This window comes from Roseivirga pacifica (assembly GCF_900111145.1).
Lineage (GTDB): Bacteria > Bacteroidota > Bacteroidia > Cytophagales > Cyclobacteriaceae > Roseivirga > Roseivirga pacifica.
Window position 1 is genome coordinate 606630 of record NZ_FOIR01000002.1, and the last position, 20707, is coordinate 627336.

The window sequence follows — 20707 nt, forward strand, 5'->3', positions numbered from 1 at the left end:
TCAAATTAGTTAACTATTCGTATTTTACAGGCAGGTATGGAGGAAAAATGGATAGAAAAAGCTTCGGGCGAACGTGTAAAGTTCGAACCCGAAAAGCTACGGGATTCGCTCTTTAAATCTGGCGCTAATAATGAATTGATTGACAAGATTCTAAAATGCGTTCATGATGAGATTGATGATGTTTCTACCACCAAAGTTATCTACCAAAAAGCCTACAAATTGTTGCGGGCTTCTTCGAAAAAGTTGGCGGGAAAGTACCGTCTTAAAAACGCCATTCTAGACCTAGGGCCAAGCGGCTATCCTTTCGAACAATATTTGGGTCATCTATTCAGCTTTCAGCATTACAAAACGCAAGTGGGCATAACCCTAGACGGTAAATGTGTTACTCATGAAGTGGATATTATGGCCGAAGGAGAAGACAAAACACTACTTGTTGAGTGCAAACACCACGGTAACCCGGGCTACAAATCTGATGTAAAAATACCACTCTACATTCACTCTAGGTTCAACGATTTGGTGAATGCCTTCAGACGGAAGGGAGATGAACGCAAATTTGAATGCTGGATAGCCACGAATACACGCTTTACGCAAGATGCCGTTGATTATGCCAACTGCTATGGTATTCGCTTATTGGCATGGGACTACCCTAGCAAAGGCAGCCTGCGAGAACGCATAGAATTGGCTGGTATGTACCCTATCACTTGCTTGTTCTCTCTTACAAAGAATGAAAAGCAAAAGCTTTTGAAAGACGACATTGTACTTTGCAGACAGCTTACAGGACAACCCGAACTGCTGAATAACTACATGAATGAAAAGAAGCAGCAGCGCGTGCTCGAAGAGTGCGAAAGCATCCTCTCCTGACTAGGCTACTTGTTTTTTCGGCTTAATAAAAGTATTCAGTAACACCCCAATTAAAACCACCAAAACACAACCAAACGCATTGTACCAAAGGAAGCCCATTTTTAGCGGCCCAGCCTGGCCTATGGTATTTAAGTAGTGCACCAAAATAACTACTGCCTGACTAATAATAGCAGCAACAAACACGGCAGAACTACCCACCCTTTTAAAGAAAAATGCTACCACAAAAATCCCCAATATAATGGGGTAAAACAGTGAACCAATAAGATTCACAGCCTGAATCAAATTCTCGAAAAGTGATAAAGTTGATGCGAAAATAATAGCAATAACACCCCACAACAGTGTAAAGAGTTTGGAGTATTTTACATAGTGCTGATCGCTTTCGTTAGGTTTAATTCTTCGTTTATAAAAATCTATTAAAGTAGTTGAACCTAAAGCATTTAACTCGGAAGAAGTTGAAGACATGGCCGCACTAAAAATCACTGCAAACAGTAGTCCCACAATACCCACCGGCATTGTATTCATTACAAAGTTCATAAAGATGTAATCCTTATCGTTGGTCTCTCTATTCGGGAGCGCTTCTGCGATCAAGTCTTTTGCCCTTGCGCGAATCGTGTCCGAGTCGCCTTGTAGCCTATTAAGTTCGTGCTTGGTGGTTTCTATAAGTGTAGGACTGCCATCAGTAACTGCTGCATTTAGCTCCTTTACTAAGTCCAGTTTTTCAGTAAACAGATCCGCATATTCCTGCTCATAAGCCTGAAAATCTTCGCCATATTCTTCGTTCAGAAGCACCTCTTGACGTACAGCTTCATTAAAGAATATTGGTGGCTGGTTGTATTGGTAATAAACAAACACCAAAGCACCGATTAGCAATATCACAAACTGCATTGGCACCTTCAAAAGGCCATTCATAATCAGCCCCATTCTACTCTCCTTCAGTGTTTTACCAGAAAGATAGCGCTGCACTTGTGACTGATCTGTGCCAAAATAAGACATAAACAAAAACACTGCTCCCGTGATTCCAGACCAAAAATTATAACGATCGTTCAGGTCAAACTCAAAGTTTACCACATTCAGTTTACCCATTTTACCAGCTACGTGAAGTGCATCGGTAAGACCAACACTTTCGGGTAGTGCTTTTACCACCAAAATACCAGCCACTACCATCCCCCCCATCATTACAGCCATTTGCTGCTTTTGGGTTTGGGTAACTGCTTCAGTTCCTCCGGACACGGTATACACTATCACTAATGCACCAATTATTAGGGTGGTTAGCTGTAATGGCCAGCCAAGCAAAGCCGAAAGAATAATGGCTGGTGCATAAATTGTAATACCCGCAGCAAGCCCCCTTTGAATAAGGAATATAAAAGCCGCAAGCATGCGTGTTTTCACATCGAACCGACTTTCCAAAAACTCATATGCGGTGTACACTTTTGCCTTGTAGTACAGTGGCAAAAAGAAGATGGAAATGATAATCATGGCGATGGGCAACCCAAAATAGAATTGGATAAAGCGCATGCCATCAGTATATGCCTGACCTGGCGTAGATAGAAAAGTAATGGCACTGGCCTGAGTAGCCATAATTGAAAGCCCTATGGCCCACCATTTGGTTTGGTCACTACCCTTTAAGTAGCTTTCCATGCTATTGTTACTCTTGGTTTTCCAAACTCCATAGGCAACAATTGCGAACAATGTTCCAAAAAGAACAATCCAGTCGATAGAACTCATGAAAAAGTAATTGTGAAGAGGTAGAACAAAGCGACTAATACTGCGAGCACTACTATTTCGAGCAAATAGATTTTGCCCCAGCCTTTATTTTCTGACTGCTCTGTTTGTTCTTCAGTTTTTTTGGTTGAACTCATTTGTTGTTTTCGATCTTTAATGCGGCACTATCTGGCGTATCTTGACCAAGCGAGATCATGTTCGCAAATATTCTGAAAGCCCCAGAAACACCTGCTGGCAACTCTCTAAACCAAGAGTAACCCGTATAAACGAAATAACCTTCACCATATTCGGCCACCAATAAGCCGCCATTTTTTGGTGTTTCGCCCGGGTCATTAGCCGATAGAATTGTGGTATACTTTTCGTCCCACTCATTCGGGAAATAAAGCCCACGCTCCTGCACCCATCCTTCAAAATCCTTTGCGGTGATTTTATTGGGTCCGTCAATCAAAGGGTGGTTAGGCGCTAGAATACGCACTTCTGCCTCTTCTTTTGTAACCCTATCTCTTGAAATACTAAAGGGATATGGACCAATTTGCGGCTGGTTTCTCATTGAGGTGTTGTACTGGGCAATCATGGTTCCCCCGCCTTTCACGTACTCCATCAATTCAGGCTGAATAACACGCATTCTTTCAATGGTATTATAGGCACGTACACCCACAATTACGGCATCGTAGTTCGCCAAAGACTGCGCGGTTATATTATCTGGATCAAGCAAAGTCACCTGATAACCAATTTGTTCAAGTGCCTCTGGCACTGCATCACCTGAGCCCATTATGTACCCCACATACTGGCCTTTCTTCTTCAAATCTAGCTTTACAACCTTGGCCTGACTATCTGGAAAAATTGTTTGGGTTGGAATGTAACCGTAATCAATGACCTTTAATCCTTTATTATAGGTTTGCCCTTCGTATGTCACCTGTGCCTTGGCAAAACCTTCAGAAGCCCCGGCCGGAGGCAGTACCTGAAATTCAGCCCTAAATTCTCCGCCTTTGTTAGCTATTGCGTAATCAACACTTGCAGGGCTTACCTTCCAGCCATCAGGCAGATTTAAGCTTACTTGTCCGGAAACATCATTGGTTCCTGCAGTTACTGTTACATCAATTTGTTTGGTTTCATTATCTGGAAAGATAAGTACCGACTGCTGTGTGTTAACAAAAACTGGTGGTGTAACCACAAACGGACGATAAACCTCGCCATCTACCCTATCATTGGTTTTATATACAATAGGAGTTGTAAAACTTACGGCTTTACCTTCAATTTTAAAGTTGAAAGTAGCCTCAATTGTAGGTGCATTTTGTGGTAAACCGCGCAACTGCTGATCGTCCACTCGGTACATACCAAGCGATGCTTCTTTTTCCAACCAATATGGCTGAGAAATCTTTGGTTCATTCAAATCTAAATCCCAAACGAGGTCAAAGTTCTCATTATTCTTTAGCGTCTTATAAGGCTCCATAATGGACTCATAGCCTTCAAAAGTTATTGTTTCTAACTCTACTGCAGCATTTGAACGGTTAACAGCTTCACCCGAAATATGAATTGACTCTCCATTAACGGCAGAATAGTCATTGGCTACAAGCTCAAAATAAAGCCCTAAACTGGCCTTGATGATTCTATCTACTTCTTGACCTTTAACTTGCTTCCAATATTCATCTTCCAGCCCATTGATTTTCTCTCGAATGGTTAGTAATTCTTTGACGCTGGCCGCAGGGTCTTCCATATCGAAGTTGTCATTTGCCTTTTTAATCAAGGCTCCAATTTCCTTGCCGCCAGCTACGCGTCCCCAAGTTTGGTCTATGTTTTCAAAAATATCAATCTCTGGTAATTCACCCTTCCAGTGCATTAAGAATTCCGGAATCAAGCCTCTTCTACCGGTTGATCCAAAACCTTGAGACTTGTGCTTACTTCGGCTCAAGGCAGAAATTTCATCGTAAGATTTACCCAGTAACGGGTTGTATTGATTTAGGTCGAACACAAAATAACCTGGCTCGTCAACGTGATTGGAAACAAAACTTCCTCCGAAATTATAGGTATTCCAATAGAGCCCTTTTGGCTGCCATGGTTCAACATATTTTAGTTGTTCTGGAAAAACAGATGGGTCGGCTGCAATGTCGAAAGCGCGCTGCGCCAAAATTGCCGAAGCAGTATGGTGTCCGTGCATTCTGCCACCTTCAACCCGCGCGGTATCGAAACGTGTAATAATTACATCTGGTCTAAAGCGTCTGATGTTCCAAACAACATCGGAAAGCACATCCTCTCCTTCCCATATCTCAAAGGTTTCATCAGGATCTTTGGAATAGCCAAAGTCATTGGCTCGGGTAAAAAATTGCTCGCCACCATCAGTTCTACGAGCGGCCAAAAGTTCTTGGGTTCGAATAATTCCGAGTAACTCTCTTATTTCAGTTCCAACTAGGTTCTGTCCCCCGTCACCACGGGTCATGGCCAAATATGCTGTTCTCAACTTTTGTTCGTTGGCCATATAAGCGATCAGACGCGTATTCTCATCGTCAGGATGGGCTGCCAGGTACATTACAGTACCCAGCACCTCAAGCTTATTGAGTGCTTGCTTTATTTCAGCAGCATTCAGTTTTTCTGGCGCTTGGGCCTTTATAGTAAGAATTGAAGCACAAAATGATAAGACAAGTAAGGTGAGTCTTCTGTAGTTCATAGTAGTTTTTTGGCTAATGCACAGGTTAACGGATACCAAGATAGTAAGTTACTTGAAACTGACATTCGGCATTTGTGTAAGTGGTTTCAAAGGTGCAAGCCAGAAGACAGAAACACACAGTTGTTCATTAATAAAAAAAGCTATCTCATTTCTGAAATAGCTTTTCTCAAATTTTAAAACGACTGCCTTTTATAAAGCCTTAAGCGCGGCTTCGTAGTTTGGCTCGTCTACAATTTCAGGAACAAGCTCAGTGTGTACTACTTTTCCTTCTTCGTTCAGCACAATAATTGAGCGCGCATCCAAACCTTTCAACGGGCCATCAATCATTTCAATTCCGTTTTCTCTAGCAAATTCAAGGGTTCTAAAATCGCTGGTAGCTTCTACGTTCTGAATGCCTTCAGCACCGCAGAAACGCGCAATCGCAAACGGTAAGTCTTTCGAAACGCATACCACTGTGGTGTTATTAAGCGATGCAGCCTGCTCGTTGAACTTGCGCACTGAGGTAGCGCAGGTAGATGTATCAACGCTAGGGAATATGTTCAAGATTACCTTCTTCCCTTTCAAGTCAGAAAGCTTAAGCCCTCCTAAATCTTGTTTAGTAAACTCATAATCACCAATTGATGAACCTATTGCTGGCAAGTCGCCTATTGTATTTACTTCGTTGCCTTTTAATGCAGTTTTAGCCATAGTTTTCTTTTTGCTTTAATTTACCATTTAACAGCACAACTTTCATGATTGTTCATTAAAAAAGCCCGGTAAAACCGAGCCCTTCATTATCTCAAGTACATTATAGTATTACAAAAATCAACAGGAAGCCTTGGCCGATTTAAATCCTCTACAGAATAGGTTAACACCAAATCTCCATATTCCAAATGGCCTGTTCCCTGAATTAACCAATTGCCTATTCGTTGGCGAGGAATAGTAATGCTGTTGCCATAAACCTCTGCTTGTACGTCTGCATTTAGGTTATAAAAATTCTCCAAGTATATAATGTCGCTATAATAGCCATCGTCCAGCGTCACCCTCACATCATAATAAAGGTATTCATCAAAAGTTTCGCTGTATTCTTCTGCCTCGTATCTGCCCACGAAGTTTAACCGAGGGTCGAATGGCTCTTCTACAATAATTAAATCGCAACTGCTTAGAAAAAGTATGCCGAGTAAAATGAGTAAACCGTGTTTCATATTGACCTTGTTTTAGTTGTTGCGGTCATAAATGAAAAAATGATGCCAAAATGATTTGAGAGAAGAATTGTATATTGGTATAAATGATTCATCTGTGAAGAAAGCACCCTTCAAAACACTGACTATCTTACTCTTAGGAACAATTATCCTAAGCTGCAACTCAGAAACACCTACTCCTCCCACTGAAGAAGATGTTATAGCCTATTTAAACAATAACCAGCAGCAGATTAGTCTTGATCTTGCAGCAAACACAAATGAATTCAGCGCATTTGACGATCATTTTGAAGGGAAAGAAATGATACTACTGGGTGAAAACCATGCCACTCAGTATAACGAAGTAATAGATACTAAGTTCTTTCAATACCTCTATCATCGCCATGGAGTAAGGGTGTATTTAGGCGAAACAAGCATTGGTATGGGCTACTTTATCAATAGCTACATTAACTCGGGCTTTGATGGTACTTTGCAGTATATCATGGCCAACTACAGTGGCTCTTTCAGCGAAACCCTGCACAACCGAGCCCGACTCGTTCGCCTCAAAGACTTTAACCTTTCGCTACCAGAAAATGACCGGATAACCTATGTGGGTATTGATGTGGAACATCAGGTTACTATTGGCTTTAGGGTTTTCAAAATGCTTATTCCAAAGCCCTCAATAGATGCTCCACACCCAAACGACATTGCTGATTTAATTCAAGAAATGTACAATACACGCTACACAAGCTATTTGGAGGTGATAAATGCTGCTCCTTATTTTCATGAAAAACTAACCTCATCACAATTCAAGAATAGCTTTCAAGCCTACTTTCCCGAATACGAAAGAATGGTACGTATTCTGGCAGGCATTGTGACAAAAGTTGAGCTTGAAAATGACCCGCTAACTTTCGATACAAAGCGAGAACAACACATTGCTCAAAATTTAGCCTTTGTAAGAAGCACATTTGGTAATGTAAAAATGTATGGCAAATGGGGTGCATCGCACATTTGGAAGCGGCAACTTAGCGATAACTACAAAACCTTTGTGCAAGAAGCCATAGCAAATGCCACTATCAATATTGAACAGGTGGCTTCAATTCCTATTTTTTACCACAACAGTTATTATGCCGATAAAGATGATGACTTTAATCCGAGGCCAATAACTTTTAGTGTTTCGCCCAACATGATGAATGCAAATAAAGAAAGCCCTGTCGTTCTATTTGACTTGAACGAACAGGGCTCTCCTTTCAAAGATTTTATGATGTTGGTAAACGGAACTACTGGTTCCACTACCTCTTATTTCGACATGGCATTTAGGTTTAGCGGCTCTCAGGCCTCAAAACCTTATGCTCCATAGCTAGGCAATGTTGGTGTAAACTGCCTGCACGTCATCATCCTCCTCCATTTTATCGAGCATCTTTTCAATTTCTTCAAGCTGCTCATCGGTAAATTCTACCGGAGAATTTGCGAAACGTTTTAGGGCAGAGTTTTTGAGCTCATAGCCTTTTTCTTCTAAAGCGGTTTGTAACGAACCAAAGTTGGTATAGTCGCCATAAATGTAAACAGTTGTTACTTCCTCCTCTTCATCAAAGTGCGAATCGATTTCGTCCAAACCAGCATCAATCAATTCAAGTTCCATTTCCTCTAGGTCCATTTCTTCGGTTTTCTCAAACTCGAAAACGGCCTTTCGGGTAAACATAAACTCTAAAGAGCCATTTGGTACCAAACCACCACCTGCTTTGTTAAAGTAAGACTTCACATTAGCAACCGTTCTGTTTTGGTTGTCGGTAGCGCACTCTACAAAAACTAAAACACCATGAGGGCCTTTGCCTTCGTAGTTAATTTCTGAATATGCTTCAACATCCTTGCTCGAGGCACGCTTAATAGCCGCATCTATATTGTCCTTCGGCATATTCTGCGCCTTGGCGTTCTGAATAGCAGTTCTCAAAGAAGCATTCATATCGGGGTCAGGGCCACCCTCTTTGGCTGCCATAGTTATGGCTTTGGCCAGTTTTGGAAATATTCTGGACATTTTGTCCCAGCGCTTCATTTTCGCTGCTTTACGATATTCAAATGCTCTTCCCATGTGGTTAACTTAATTAATGTGGCAAAAATATAAAAGGTTGGAAAAGGTACTACCAGTAAAGCAGGAAAAATACTTGGGATGTGCGTTGAGTTGAGCTAATTATCGCTTAGGACAGCTTTTGCACATTTTTTTGCCCTTCTTTTTAAACTTCTTGCAGCACTTTTTCATGCAACAAGCAGAAGTAACACACATTGCAGCACCAAAAACATCGTTTTTCTGATCTTCTCCCTCACCCAACTGCTCGTTGGCCTGCAACAACTCTAACTCAATCATTTGTTTAGAATAAATCTAAATACAAATAACTAACAGGAAATTTAATTGAGCAAGAGAAATATGGAAAAGATGGAAATAGAAAATCGGAATACAAAAATCAATCTCCCTTTGGAAGGTAGCCTCCCTCAAGCAACTCTTCTATGTCTTTCACCTCTTTTGTAGCCCCATCATTTATCAATATTTGTCTAGTCGATATTTCGAGCAAACTTCTATAATCATGATCGGTAACTATGAATCCCTTATCGACCGACTGGCTTTTAATCAACCTTTTTATTTCCTCTTTATGAATCGGGTCAACTCCATTAAAAGGCTCGTCAATCAATACATACTTTGCTTCTGAGTATACAACCAATAGAATTTCGAGTAACCTCCTTTCACCTCCTGATAGTTCTCCACTGTTTTTGTTAGCGATAGACTTAATGAAATAATGATTTCTAACATATAGGGCCTTTTCACCTTTACAGAACAAATCTATTATCGCACTTATTTTGAGGTGGTTAGGCAAGAAGCTGTCCTGGGGTAGGTATTTTATTAAGTCATTCTTTTCGAATGCCTTACTCAAAACCTTATCGCCAATTCTTACGAATTTTTCATCTGCTGAAATAGAACCAAAAATTATTTTTAAAAGCGTTGACTTCCCTACTCCATTCCTTCCCATTAAGGCAACTATATCGCCCTTTTTGCATGAAATAAACACATCAGATAAAACCTGCTTTGTATCAAAACCTTTTATTACGCTATCAACATGTAACATATTCAGATATAGATTAAGATTACTCCAACAATGAAATTGATTGAAAATGAAAAAAGCCACAAAGTGAGCCTACTGAGACCAAGGTTTCTATAGAAGTAATACTGGTTGCTATTGCGCAATTCATACGTATAATAATGAATCAACAAGCCAACGAGCATATATGAGATACCAAAAGGTTTTAGTGAGAAATAACAGAGTATACTCAATGCAGATAACTCCACTAAAAGGGATATCAGTAAATTAGGAATGATTAACCTCTGATAGAAGTAGCTTAGAGCGATTAGTTTGCGTGCGATAATTTTGGGGTTTAATAGTTGCCGATCTCAAAGCAACATTCATACCTAAATCGCCAACCAAAAGATTACATCTACCCTTCTGTTTTTCTGTCGCCCTTCTCGCGTAGTATTATCATATACGGGATTGAAAAGGCCAAAATCCTTAATCTCAATCATTTCGCGCTTTATCTCATCGCACATTATCAACTCCTCAATCACCGATTCGCTACGCATTTGCGAAAGCCATTGGTTGTATTCTTTTCCACCCACATTATCGGTGTGGCTATGCACGGTAATGATGAAGTTATGTTTACTCGGTATTTCGCTTAGAAACTTGGTTAGTGCGGTCGACTGTTCAAAGTCGACAAAGAAACTACCACCACCAAAGTAGACGCTAGTGATAAAGGAGGGCTCGCCAAAAGTTTGCGACTTGGCACCAAAAGCCGTACTACAAAAAAGGGCTAATATTAATAGCGAACTACGCACAGCATTAATATACATGGATTGAATGAAAATGGCTATTGGTGCTTTGCCAGAGTTTTTGAATATTACCGTTTTTCTGACGAATGGATAAAAAAGAACTGATTGTATTGATGGGCATAAGTGGCTCTGGCAAGTCTACCATTGGTAAATTTTTAAGTCAAAAATTGGGCGTACCGTTTTTAGATGCAGACGACTTTCACCCTAAAGAAAATGTGCTAAAAATGAACCGCGGTATTCCCCTGGACGATGATGACCGCTGGCCTTGGCTTGCCTCTATTGTTGAGTATGTTTCTCATTCGCACCGAAACCAATTTATACTGGGCTGCTCGGCCCTTAAAATAAGCTACCGCGATTACCTTAGCCAGCGATTAAACAACCAATACATATTGCTGGATATTAGTGAAGCAGAAGCCATTGCCAGAATGGAAGCCAGAAAGGGACATTTTATGCCAAGTAGTTTGGTGCAGTCCCAATTGGCTACTTTAGAGAAAAGCCCCGATCTCATCTCAATTTCTACCGACAAAACACCAGAAGAAATGGTGAATGACATACTTGAAGTTTTAAGGACTTAATTTAATTCACTAGTTTATGAGTTGATTTTTTGACCTATGGAAGAAACGCAACTCATTGGCGCTATACTTACCGGTATAGCCTTACTCCTATTTCTAATTATTAGAATGAAGCTTAATGCCTTTATTAGCTTGCTTATAGCAGCTATTTGGGTTGGGCTCATTGGTGGTTTATCTGGCACCGAAATCATCGGTTCCATATCTAAAGGCATGGGCGATACGCTCGCTTTTGTAGCCACCATAGTTGGCTTAGGCGCCATATTCGGAGCCTTACTGGAGCATTCTGGTGGAGCACAATCTCTGGCATTATTTCTACTGAAGAAAGGTGGAGAATCGCGTTCGCGCTTGGCCTTGCTCATTACAGGATTCATTGTCTGTATCCCCGTTTTCTTCGATGTTGGTATTATTATCCTCTTCCCCATTGTTAAAGCTTTAGCCAAGAAAAGCGGCAAAAATGTATTGCACTACGCCCTGCCTTTGCTCACTGGTTTGGCTGTAACTCATAGTTTTATTCCACCAACACCAGGTCCCGTTGCCGTGGCCGATATTCTACAAGTTGACCTTGGGTATGCTATTGTAATTGGCGCTGCCATTGGCTTGCCTATTGCGCTTTTATGCGGAGTTTATTTAAGCAGACTTATTACCCCAAGTGAACTCTCAGAGCTTGATGATGTAGAAGACATTCAGGAAGACTTTGACCCAAGCCTTGTACGTACCATTTTTGTGGTACTGGGTATTCCCTTGGCGCTCATTTTATCAGGTTCACTGTTTAAAACTTTAGCACTAGAAGGCGTAATTCAGCACGCAACATGGATTGATGTTTTGAGCTTTCTTGGTCATCCGTTTATCTCTCTAATCATAGGAACACTATTAGCACTATACCACCTAGGTACAGAACGCGGCTTGGGTAAAACTGAGCTTTTTGAAGTAACCAATAAGTCCTTGGCGCCTGCTGGTTCTATCATTCTTATTACAGGCGCAGGTGGTGTATTAAAACAAATGATGATTAACACAGGCATTGGCGATATGATTGCCGCTGCCATGCAAACATCTTCTTTCTCGGTGATTCTGCTTGCCTATTTGGTCACCTCGCTTGTGCGTATTATGCAAGGCTCGGCTACCGTGGCTATGCTCACAGGTGCGGGCATTGTAGCGGCTGTAATTCCTGATATGACACTGAGCATGACAGACAAAACATTAGTAATGATGGCCATTGCAGCAGGTTCCGTGATTCTCTCACATGTAAACGACAGCGGTTTCTGGCTGGTGAACCGCTACCTTAACCATACCGTACAACAAACGCTCAGGGCTTGGACCATTCAATCGACCATGATCTCCGTAACCAGCTTTATCTTGATTTTTGTTGTTTATCAGTTGGTTTAGGGGAATAATGGAAGAAAACAATGTTAAACACATGATAGAATCCAGAAGAGTCAGTCTCACTTTTTGGCGTAAACTGGATCATTATTTTATTGTGGTCTTCGTCCTTTTAACTCCTCTTCTTGCCACATACGATCTGGTCCAGTTTTACTTCTTTGATTCATATGATGGAGAGAGTACACCTAAAGAACTTCTATTCAATTATCTTTGGCTAATTCCTGCCATACTACTTACTATTGTTCAATGGCGTAGGCTAAAGCTTCAAGAGTACAAAATCACTGCCAATGAAGATCAAATTCAGGAAGCACTGATACAAACATCTCAGGAACTTGGATGGAGAATAAAGGAGTCCTCACCAGAGTTTATTAGAGCATTTCGAGGTTGGAACCTTACAGCAAGCTTGGGAGAAATGATTACCATAATTCCATTTCAAGATTCAATTTTGATTAACAGCATTTGTGACCCAAACAAACCTTCCTCTATTGCTTCATTTGGTATGAATAAAACAAATACCAGAACCTTTATTATTAACCTTTACAATATTGTTAATGGAACATCCATTCTTAAACCCGAAGAAAAATATAATAAGTGGTCATTCCGAAATAACTTGTTCAGGTTATTTGCATACCCATTTTGCCTTGGACTCATTCTCTTTGCAGTTTTTGTGGCATTACCTGATAATCAAATAGGTTTGGGAGTGGCCATTTTAACAGTTCCAGCAATTTATTTCTATACCGACTTAACTTAATGTTGTATAGAACTCAACCAGAACTAGAACAATGTATACCCAAACATTAATGATACTCCTCTATATTGAGAGCTCCAATTTTCATAAAACAATAGTGCCTCTTGTTTGGGTTGGTACCTTACTTCTAAGCTATACTTATCGCTGTGTTTATACCCAACACCAATTGCCATATTTGATACAGGAGTAAATTCTACTGAAGAATGGGTAGATCCGTCAGATCTAATGATGTCGATTGAAGAGTTGTTATTAAAATCGAATATCAATGAAGTAACGTTAAAAAATAACTGAGAACCATTTTGAAAGTAAAAATGATACCTAACACCGACCGGCACTTCAATTGATTGATGGCTTACTTTAGCATATTCTAAGCCCAACAACAGATGGCCTTCTTCCGCCTCCATCCTTGTCCTGTAATCATGAAAAGTAGGCTCAACTAAAAGACTAAGCGTTCTTTTTCTAAATATTACGAATATTTCCGCTTCAACCCCGAAACGAAAGTTTAAGTCATTGTCAAAGTCAAAGTCAAGTAGTGTGGATTTGTCTCTTTTAACAGACAGACGTTCGTAATTAAGTCCTGGTTTTAGGGATACGCTAAACCAATTTTCTATCGGTTTTGGCCTAAAATCGATAAAATCTGACTTGACACATTCATTATATGTTACAAAGAGGTTCCTCAAGTCCTTCTCATTATAACTAAGCTTTTCAACACTGCCATAATCAATATCCTCGCAAGTCAAATCTTTAAGCAACTGTTGTCTAAAGGAGTTATTATAAAGAACCTTGGTGTTACCTGACATAAAACGTTTATAAACCAACTGATCTATATCCATGTCGCCCTGTTTGTAAAAATACCTCGTGAGAGTTGCCTTCTTGTATGAGTACAATGAAGCTTCGCCCTCAACTAGCACTTTGAGTAACACGGTCTCCTCTTCAAATACTGGATTACTTTCGTACGAAGGGTTTTTTAAAGAAGTGCTTGATTTATCAATTTTTACTTTGGCTCTGATGTACTTTGATTCACCATTGATACCAAACTCAAGAATATTATCAATCCCTTCTATTTTCTCACTGCTAGCTTCCGACAGTTTGTATTCAATCTCATATGGATTGTTCTTCCAGTCCATATTCCTAATCAGACACTCGATTCTTTCATTTGATTCTGTAATGAAATATCCAGGTTCAAAAACAACCTGAGAAAATGACCGCGTAATTAAGGCGAAAAATAAGAGTAGTGTGAGTGATATTCTATTCATAAAAAATTGCGATTTACTATCTATTGAAATCTGAGCGGAATGTAGACAAAACTGTCATTAAATTGATTACCGATTCTAAAAATGAAAGGACAAAAGGGCGAATAATGTAACAATTCCAGAAGTGAAAAGTCTTAATGAGAACATCATTTAGAGTAAAACTCTCTATCATACTCAATTAGCGTTATTTGGTGGCAGGTTCCATCCTTACGATTCGAATAGAAAATACTAGAGTAACATTTGCACACCCTCCTGTAGATATTGCCTCCAACAGGTCTCCTATGTTCTTGATGACAACACCAACAACTAAAAGAGCCTCACATTAAGTGAGGCCAATTATACCGCTAGCGAAAGACTAATAAATTACTCCGTCCTAAGTCCTTTTATCGGGTTAAATCGGTTCACCCTAAAGACTTGAGAGAATACTACGAGAATTAAGGCAACCACCAGAATAATTACAGGAATAACGACTCTGTAAGCTCCCATATCTAGTGGATAAGCAAAGACCATATCGAGCTGAAACTTAGTAAAGAAATAACCCAAAGGTGCGCCAACACAAATTGAAACAATGGTAAGTGCTAAATATTGCTTAGACATGATTTTGCTGAGGTGCATCATATTGGCGCCAAGGGTTTTACGAATACTCAATTCCTTGATTCTTCCCGAAATATTTAAGGTCATTAAACCATAAAGACCTAGTAAAGCCAAGGCAACCGCAATAGTAGCAACCGCTTTATTGAACCTTGCGAAGTTGCCAATCATGTTGAAGTAACCGTCCCAAATATCGGCTTGCAAACCACCTACTAATGGAATTTCAGGATAGAGTTCATCCCAGGTAGACTCAATTTCATCATAGGCTTTGAAATCATAGCCAGAAGTAATATTAGCAATCAGAAAAGTCTGATCTCCATCATTCACTTGGCTGAAAACCATGGGCTGTATTTCATTTCCGAATGGCTGATTATGCAAATCATTGATCACCCCTACAATGACATAATCATTATCTCTGATCTTAATTTCGAAGCCAAGTGGTTCTTCCAATTCTAATTGATTCACAAAGGTCTGATTCACCACCACCTCTCTATTACCATATTTCACATCTTGAGACCATTCTCTGCCAGAGGCAATTTCGACCCCCATAGTTTTGAAGTAGATAGGTTCAACCTTCAGCTCGCTTACCTCATACTTTCTGTCCAAGGTTTCGGCCACCACGCTACTGCTCTTTCTGCCAATATGATCCGCTGTGCCGGAAACATTCTCTAGGTACGAACTCTTTTCCATTTCGACCTTCATTTTATCATACATCTCTTTTGAAGGTGTATGGATGTACATCAAGTGATTCTGATTATAACCCCAGCTTCTATTGATTTGGTAGTTGGTATTCTGCACAAAAATGACCGCAGCAGTAATCGTAATACAAGCCAACACTAATTGAAAACCAAGGAAGGTTTGTGTGAGCCAACCCTTTCGACCCAACTTTATTTTCCCCTTAAAAATCTTGACTGCCTCAAAACGCGAAATGTAGAAAGCCGGATAAATACCAGAAGCTATTCCGGTTAACAGAAGTAATCCGAGCATAAACAAGTAGAAAAGATGATCTGATAGTTCAATACTGTATTGCTCCCCTGAAATTCCTTCAAACCACGGCATAAATACCGTCATACCTAAAAAGAGCCCAAAAATCATTGCACAGAAAGTAATGAAAACGTTCTCTGCTAAAAACTGGATCATCACCCGCCTTTTATCCGCTCCCATCACTTTCCTTACACCTATTTCTTTCAGGCGTTTGGCAATAGAGTTAATAGCCATATTGACATAATTGAGGCAAGCCAAAATGATCATAAAAGCGGCTATAAATGGCAAAGTTACTCTTCCTGGTCTTCGATCATCATAGGAAATGGCTTGCTGGATATCGGACGAATTCAAATAAAGCTCATCGATCGAAATAAACTCAAAGCCCTGAATCGCCCAGTCTTTATTCACTTCATTCTGAAGCTTGAGGTATTTATCCATTCCTGTACTGACCGTAGCAATACTAGTCGGGTCATTCAATTGAATCAAAGTGGCATCTAGAAATTTCGCCCAGTCTGCTGGCTTATGGTCAGCCATAGCCACTTCTATATTGGAGTAATTGATCAGGAAATCGAATTTGATATTGGCCATATTTGGAAAGTCCTCGGCCACTCCGGCAATCTCAAAGTGCTTCTTCTCTCCTGACTTAAAAATTACCAGCACTTCCTTACCAATAGGATTCTCCGTTTTGAAATATTTGTTAGATACTTCCTCGCTTAAAATGATGCTATTGGGATCATAAAGGCTAGCCTTATCACCCCATTTTAAAGGAAAGGTGAACATTTCCAAAAACTCACCATCTACCAATCTAATGTCTTCATAAAATACTTGATTGTTCAGACGTATAACTGTATTGTGATCGTCAATTCGACACACCTTTTCAATATTGGCAAAGTCAGTTTTAAGGTGTTCAGCCAAAGGCACGGGTGTTACTCCATACTGGGCAGTTTCTCCATCACGATCTGCAAAAATGGTAGTCAGAAATACCTTGTCTTTATTTTCATGAAACTTGTCTGTATTCAAAGACTGGTTCATGAAGGAATAAGTCATAACACAAACACCAATGGCCATAGAAAGCCCAAAGATGTTGATGAAGCTACTCAGAGGATTTCTCAGAGCGCTTCTGCTGGCTGTTTTGAAATAATTTTTGAACATAATAAGATTTGAGTTTTTGTAGAAAGAAGGTGTCTTCCAGGCATACGGCTGGCAACAGCGCAGAACATCTCTGAGGTAATACCATCGGGCTTTGACCATGCCCTTGGTTTCTACCCTCTCGTAGAAATATTCTTCCAAATCGCCATGCATCTCTTCAAATCGCTCTCGCTTGCAGTAGAACTTGAAAAAGAGATAAGGCCATTTTGGTATGCCGTGAGGACGTTTCATGAATTGAATTTGAAGGCTAATTCAGGAATTTGACCGCGAAGTCTAGACCTAAGATCCAATGAGTCATCTAAAGCTTTTTTGCCATAAGGCGTAATGTTGAACAAGCGTTTGCGCTTACCTCCACGTTTGGACTCCGGGTCGCCAAGTCTAGACTCCAGCATGCCCTTCTCTTCCAAACGATAAAGCGATTTATGCACCGCACTCACTGCTACCGACCTACCCGATTGATCTTCGAGCTCCTTAGCAATGGCCACAGCATAAGCATCGTCATACAACACCCCTACTGTTAAGAGAACCAACTCTTCAAACTCCCCGATTTGTGCTCTTCCCATTCTGATTAAATTTACAATTGCCAGCAATATACGGAAGACATTTGTATAAAGTTCTACTTTGTCAGTAATAGTTGTTATTCAGCATTAAAACCTTGGCAAGAACAACAAAACAGGCGCGTTTTAACTTTCTCACCACCTATTCTTTTAACCCTGAGCGCAGCCGAAGGGTTAGCCCAACCTATATTGTCATCAAACAGCTTTACCCATTACACTCCCCTGTTGGTGTTGTCACCAACAGGTCTCCTCTAAAGGTTTGGCCATCGTACTTTCAGCTCCCACTCGAAGCATGATTGTGGAGTGCCACATTTTCCTTACGGTGGACTTATGGTTCACCCCAAGTCACCATTAGCCCATAGCCATATTCACTTTGATTCAGATAAAAGCCCTTACTCAGAAAAGCAAAAAGCCCAAAAGAGAAAAGCCGACCGAAAGAAAGACAAACCAATTATTGATAGAAATGAAGAATTAGGCTGAGACAATATCTTAATTTGAATTAAATAGCAACTGTATTCCATTTCACATGAAGAAACTCTGCCTACTCCTATTCCTTTTGATTATTTCGAAGGCTAATTATGCCCAAACTGACACATTATACATTCCTTTTATAGCATACTGGGAGACTGGTGATATATATGAATTTGAGGCCACCAAAATCAAACGACAGTGGGATGGAGAAATTCTAACCAAGAATGATTCCATCACTTATAACTGTATTTTAAAGGTGCTTGAGGAAACAGATTCTTCATATCTCATGAGTTGGAAATTCGACTCACCCTTTTTAGGAGAACTAGGCCTTCCCATGAAGCTTATGGGGTCAATTAAGGGATTTTTTGAAACCGAGGTGATTTATAAAACAAATGAACTCGGGGAGTTTCTGGAAGTTATCAATCTAGAGGAAATACGTTCAAAGACAAATAACCTAATTGATAGCCTAATTGGAGACGATATTGAAAAATCGGATGGGGCGCTTTCCGCGAACACTGTACAACAAATAAAGGCCATGCTAACCAGCGATCAAATGATTCAGGGCCTTGTTTTAAAAGAAATTCAATTCATTCACATGCCTTTTGGATATGAGTATGCCCTTAATGAAACTATATTTTATGAGGAGCAGCTGCCTAATTTATTTGGAGGAGCTCCTTTAAGGGGTGATGTAGAATTGATACTTTTGGAGGCTGACACCATCGAAAGGAAAGCTGCTTTAGTTCGGAAAATGCGAATCAATGAAGAAGATACTAAGAGCTTTCTCACCGGGCTATTTGGTCGGCTTCAAATCGATGACATAGATTTAACTGAATTTATTGAGAAAACAACTTATCAAGTAAAGGATGATCACTCATTTGAATACATATACAACCCGGGAATACCCACACTAATTAAAACTAATAGAGAGACACGGTTAGAGGCAGAAGATCAGAAAATGAGGCGACAAGATATTTTGATCCTTAGATTGAAACAGTAAGCTAAAACAACAAACATTACACTTTCCTGTTGGTGCTGTCACCAACAGGTCTCCTATGTTCTTCATGACAACACCAACAACGAAAAAAGCCCCGCTTTAAGCGAGGCTTCTTTAACGTATTTCGAAAGCACAAGCGAGACGCTTGCGCCAGTTTAATACTTTTATATTACCACTCCGTATGGAAAATTCCTTCTCTGTCAATTCGCTCGTAAGTATGCGAACCAAAGTAATCTCTTTGCGCCTGAATTAAGTTCAATGGCAACTTACCACTCTTAAATGCCAAAAAGTAATTGAGCGAAGCCGAAACAGCCGGCAACGGAATACCTTGGCTCAAACTATAGTTCACCACTTTTGTGGTCGACTCAATTAATGGTTTTACCTTTTCAGCAATCTCTTGATCTAACAAAATATTGCTCAGTTCTGGCTGACGCGTAAATACCTTTCTAAAGTCCTCTAACAAGGCTGCTCTAATAATACAGCCGCCTCTCCAAATCTTTGCAATGGTTTCCAAATCCAAACCATAGTCGTATTCTTTCGAGGCTTCCACCAATTGATTTAGCCCTTGCGCGTAGGTAGTAATAAAGGCAAACAACAATGCTTTCTTTACATCTTCAGCATCAATAGTTGCTTCTCCGTTAGAGTGCTCACCATAAATGGCCTGTGCTTTCTCCCTGTCAGACTTTAGTGCTGAAATCTCTCGCATAGAAACAGCCACATCGATAGACGGAATTGGAATACCCAAATCCATTGCGTTTTGGCTGGTCCACTTACCCGTACCCTTCTGCTTCGCCTTGTCGAGAATCATATCTACCAAGTCAGCATCGGTCAGATCATCTTTTTGTTGGAAAATCTCAGCGGTGATCTCAACTAGAAAAGACTGTAACTCACTTTTATTCCAGCTATCAAACGTCTTTTGCAGTTGCTCATTGGAATGCCCCAATCCACGCTTCATCAGGTCATATACTTCAGATATCAGCTGCATTAAGCCATATTCGATACCATTGTGCACCATTTTCACATAATTACCTGCCGAGCCATTACCTAAATGTGCCACACAAGGTTCGCCATTTACTTTGGCCGATGCCGCCTCAAAAATTGGCTTGATGTGCTCATAAGCAGCTTTGTCTCCACCAGGCATAATACTCGGGCCTCTGCGTGCACCTTTAGCCCCACCAGAAACACCCGAACCAAAGAAGTGGATTTTATCTGCTGCTAGTTCAGTAAACCTTCTATCAGTATCGGTAAAGAAAGAATTTCCACCATCAATAATAATGTCGCCTTCCGAAAGCAAAGGTTTCAAATCGGCAATTACTGCATCTACGGCTTTTCCGGCTGGCACCAAAAGCATGATTTTTCTAGGCGTAGCGAGCTTGTTCACAAACTCTTCTTTCGACTGCGTAGCGGTTACTACCCTATTTCCACCTTCTGTAATAAGCGAATCAACTTTGTCCTTATCCAAATCTAACCCAATGGCAGAGAAGCCATTATCTGCTACATTTAGAATAAAGTTTCTTCCCATTACACCTAGCCCAACAAGGCCAAAATCGTATGCTATATCTGACATATGCTTTGCGTTTTCTATACGTTGGTTTTACAACCTAAAATCGACTAAAAATAATTCCCTTGTTATTTCATTTTAAGGAACTCAAAAGATTCTTCAGCTTTCATTAGTTTTGGGAACTAATTGGACTCAATACTCTTTAGAGGTACAAAGAAAACAAGCTACCCTGAG

20 protein-coding genes are annotated in these 20707 nt (G+C 40.3%); 7 read left to right on the plus strand and 13 right to left on the minus strand.

Annotated features, from left to right (window positions below; translation table 11 throughout):
• The first annotated feature begins 36 nt into the window (after nucleotides 1-36).
• Complete coding sequence (locus BMW98_RS11455; RefSeq protein WP_090258725.1) at nucleotides 37-861, plus strand: PDDEXK family nuclease; 825 nt, start codon at nucleotides 37-39, stop codon at nucleotides 859-861.
• Here the strand turns inward: BMW98_RS11455 and BMW98_RS11460 are convergent, their stop codons facing one another.
• The 5 genes from BMW98_RS11460 to BMW98_RS11475 all read right to left on the minus strand — a co-directional run bounded on the left by BMW98_RS11460 (nucleotide 862) and on the right by BMW98_RS11475 (nucleotide 6432).
• The gene (locus tag BMW98_RS11460; protein WP_090258726.1) at nucleotides 862-2586 is read right to left on the minus strand and encodes a sodium:solute symporter family protein; all 1725 of its coding nucleotides are present in this window, start codon (nucleotides 2584-2586) and stop codon (nucleotides 862-864) included.
• The gene (locus BMW98_RS20555; RefSeq protein WP_222843635.1) at nucleotides 2583-2720 is read right to left on the minus strand and encodes a hypothetical protein; all 138 of its coding nucleotides are present in this window, start codon (nucleotides 2718-2720) and stop codon (nucleotides 2583-2585) included. The genes BMW98_RS11460 and BMW98_RS20555 overlap by 4 nt, the downstream gene beginning before the upstream one ends.
• Entirely contained in the window at nucleotides 2717-5248 is a 2532-nt protein-coding gene (locus BMW98_RS11465; protein ID WP_090258727.1) for a PIG-L family deacetylase, read from the minus strand. Before BMW98_RS11465 ends, BMW98_RS20555 begins: the two co-directional genes overlap by 4 nt.
• A gap of 189 nt (nucleotides 5249-5437) precedes the next feature.
• The gene (tpx, locus tag BMW98_RS11470; RefSeq protein ID WP_090258728.1) at nucleotides 5438-5935 is read right to left on the minus strand and encodes a thiol peroxidase; all 498 of its coding nucleotides are present in this window, start codon (nucleotides 5933-5935) and stop codon (nucleotides 5438-5440) included.
• A gap of 86 nt (nucleotides 5936-6021) precedes the next feature.
• Nucleotides 6022-6432, minus strand: coding sequence for a hypothetical protein (locus BMW98_RS11475; RefSeq protein ID WP_090258729.1), 411 nt, complete (start codon nucleotides 6430-6432; stop codon nucleotides 6022-6024).
• Between the two features lie 94 nt (nucleotides 6433-6526).
• Here BMW98_RS11475 and BMW98_RS11480 point away from each other — a divergent pair, with 94 nt between their 5' ends.
• The gene (locus BMW98_RS11480; RefSeq protein ID WP_139177521.1) at nucleotides 6527-7765 is read left to right on the plus strand and encodes an erythromycin esterase family protein; all 1239 of its coding nucleotides are present in this window, start codon (nucleotides 6527-6529) and stop codon (nucleotides 7763-7765) included.
• Here BMW98_RS11480 and BMW98_RS11485 read toward each other — a convergent pair whose 3' ends face one another.
• The 4 genes from BMW98_RS11485 to BMW98_RS11495 form a co-directional block, all read right to left on the minus strand.
• Nucleotides 7766-8494: a YebC/PmpR family DNA-binding transcriptional regulator gene (locus BMW98_RS11485; RefSeq protein WP_090258731.1), complete on the minus strand. Its 729-nt coding sequence runs from the start codon at nucleotides 8492-8494 to the stop codon at nucleotides 7766-7768. It lies immediately after the preceding gene.
• 99 nt (nucleotides 8495-8593) lie between these two features.
• Entirely contained in the window at nucleotides 8594-8767 is a 174-nt protein-coding gene (locus BMW98_RS20455; RefSeq protein WP_162844737.1) for a hypothetical protein, read from the minus strand.
• 97 nt (nucleotides 8768-8864) lie between these two features.
• Nucleotides 8865-9521, minus strand: a complete 657-nt coding sequence (locus BMW98_RS11490) for an ATP-binding cassette domain-containing protein (RefSeq protein WP_222843636.1) — start codon at nucleotides 9519-9521, stop codon at nucleotides 8865-8867.
• Between the two features lie 341 nt (nucleotides 9522-9862).
• Complete coding sequence (locus BMW98_RS11495) at nucleotides 9863-10297, minus strand: OmpA family protein (RefSeq protein ID WP_090258732.1); 435 nt, start codon at nucleotides 10295-10297, stop codon at nucleotides 9863-9865.
• Nucleotides 10298-10362: 65 nt separating this feature from the next.
• Between BMW98_RS11495 and BMW98_RS11500 the strand changes: the two genes are divergently transcribed.
• From BMW98_RS11500 to BMW98_RS11510, 3 genes are read left to right on the plus strand one after another with little or no spacing between them, the layout of a single operon-like run.
• Nucleotides 10363-10851, plus strand: coding sequence for a gluconokinase (locus BMW98_RS11500; RefSeq protein WP_222843637.1), 489 nt, complete (start codon nucleotides 10363-10365; stop codon nucleotides 10849-10851).
• A gap of 36 nt (nucleotides 10852-10887) precedes the next feature.
• Nucleotides 10888-12231 carry a GntP family permease gene (locus BMW98_RS11505; RefSeq protein ID WP_090258733.1) on the plus strand — a complete coding sequence of 448 codons (1344 nt, stop codon included), beginning with the start codon at nucleotides 10888-10890 and terminating at the stop codon, nucleotides 12229-12231.
• Between the two features lie 7 nt (nucleotides 12232-12238).
• A complete protein-coding gene (locus BMW98_RS11510) occupies nucleotides 12239-12976 on the plus strand; it encodes a hypothetical protein (protein ID WP_090258734.1) in 738 nt (245 codons plus the stop codon).
• A gap of 23 nt (nucleotides 12977-12999) precedes the next feature.
• Here BMW98_RS11510 and BMW98_RS11515 read toward each other — a convergent pair whose 3' ends face one another.
• The 3 genes from BMW98_RS11515 to BMW98_RS11525 all read right to left on the minus strand — a co-directional run bounded on the left by BMW98_RS11515 (nucleotide 13000) and on the right by BMW98_RS11525 (nucleotide 17513).
• Entirely contained in the window at nucleotides 13000-14229 is a 1230-nt protein-coding gene (locus BMW98_RS11515) for an outer membrane beta-barrel protein (RefSeq protein WP_090258735.1), read from the minus strand.
• A gap of 360 nt (nucleotides 14230-14589) precedes the next feature.
• Nucleotides 14590-17181 carry an ABC transporter permease gene (locus tag BMW98_RS11520; protein ID WP_090258736.1) on the minus strand — a complete coding sequence of 864 codons (2592 nt, stop codon included), beginning with the start codon at nucleotides 17179-17181 and terminating at the stop codon, nucleotides 14590-14592.
• A complete protein-coding gene (locus BMW98_RS11525; protein WP_090258737.1) occupies nucleotides 17178-17513 on the minus strand; it encodes a PadR family transcriptional regulator in 336 nt (111 codons plus the stop codon). Before BMW98_RS11525 ends, BMW98_RS11520 begins: the two co-directional genes overlap by 4 nt.
• 297 nt (nucleotides 17514-17810) lie before the next feature.
• Here BMW98_RS11525 and BMW98_RS20460 point away from each other — a divergent pair, with 297 nt between their 5' ends.
• Together BMW98_RS20460 and BMW98_RS11530 are read left to right on the plus strand one after the other, a co-directional pair.
• Nucleotides 17811-17987: a hypothetical protein gene (locus BMW98_RS20460; RefSeq protein WP_162844736.1), complete on the plus strand. Its 177-nt coding sequence runs from the start codon at nucleotides 17811-17813 to the stop codon at nucleotides 17985-17987.
• Nucleotides 17988-18033: 46 nt separating this feature from the next.
• Nucleotides 18034-18975 carry a hypothetical protein gene (locus BMW98_RS11530; RefSeq protein WP_090258738.1) on the plus strand — a complete coding sequence of 314 codons (942 nt, stop codon included), beginning with the start codon at nucleotides 18034-18036 and terminating at the stop codon, nucleotides 18973-18975.
• A gap of 166 nt (nucleotides 18976-19141) precedes the next feature.
• Here BMW98_RS11530 and gndA read toward each other — a convergent pair whose 3' ends face one another.
• Nucleotides 19142-20539: an NADP-dependent phosphogluconate dehydrogenase gene (gene gndA, locus BMW98_RS11535; RefSeq protein WP_090258739.1), complete on the minus strand. Its 1398-nt coding sequence runs from the start codon at nucleotides 20537-20539 to the stop codon at nucleotides 19142-19144.
• Nucleotides 20540-20707 lie beyond the last annotated feature (168 nt).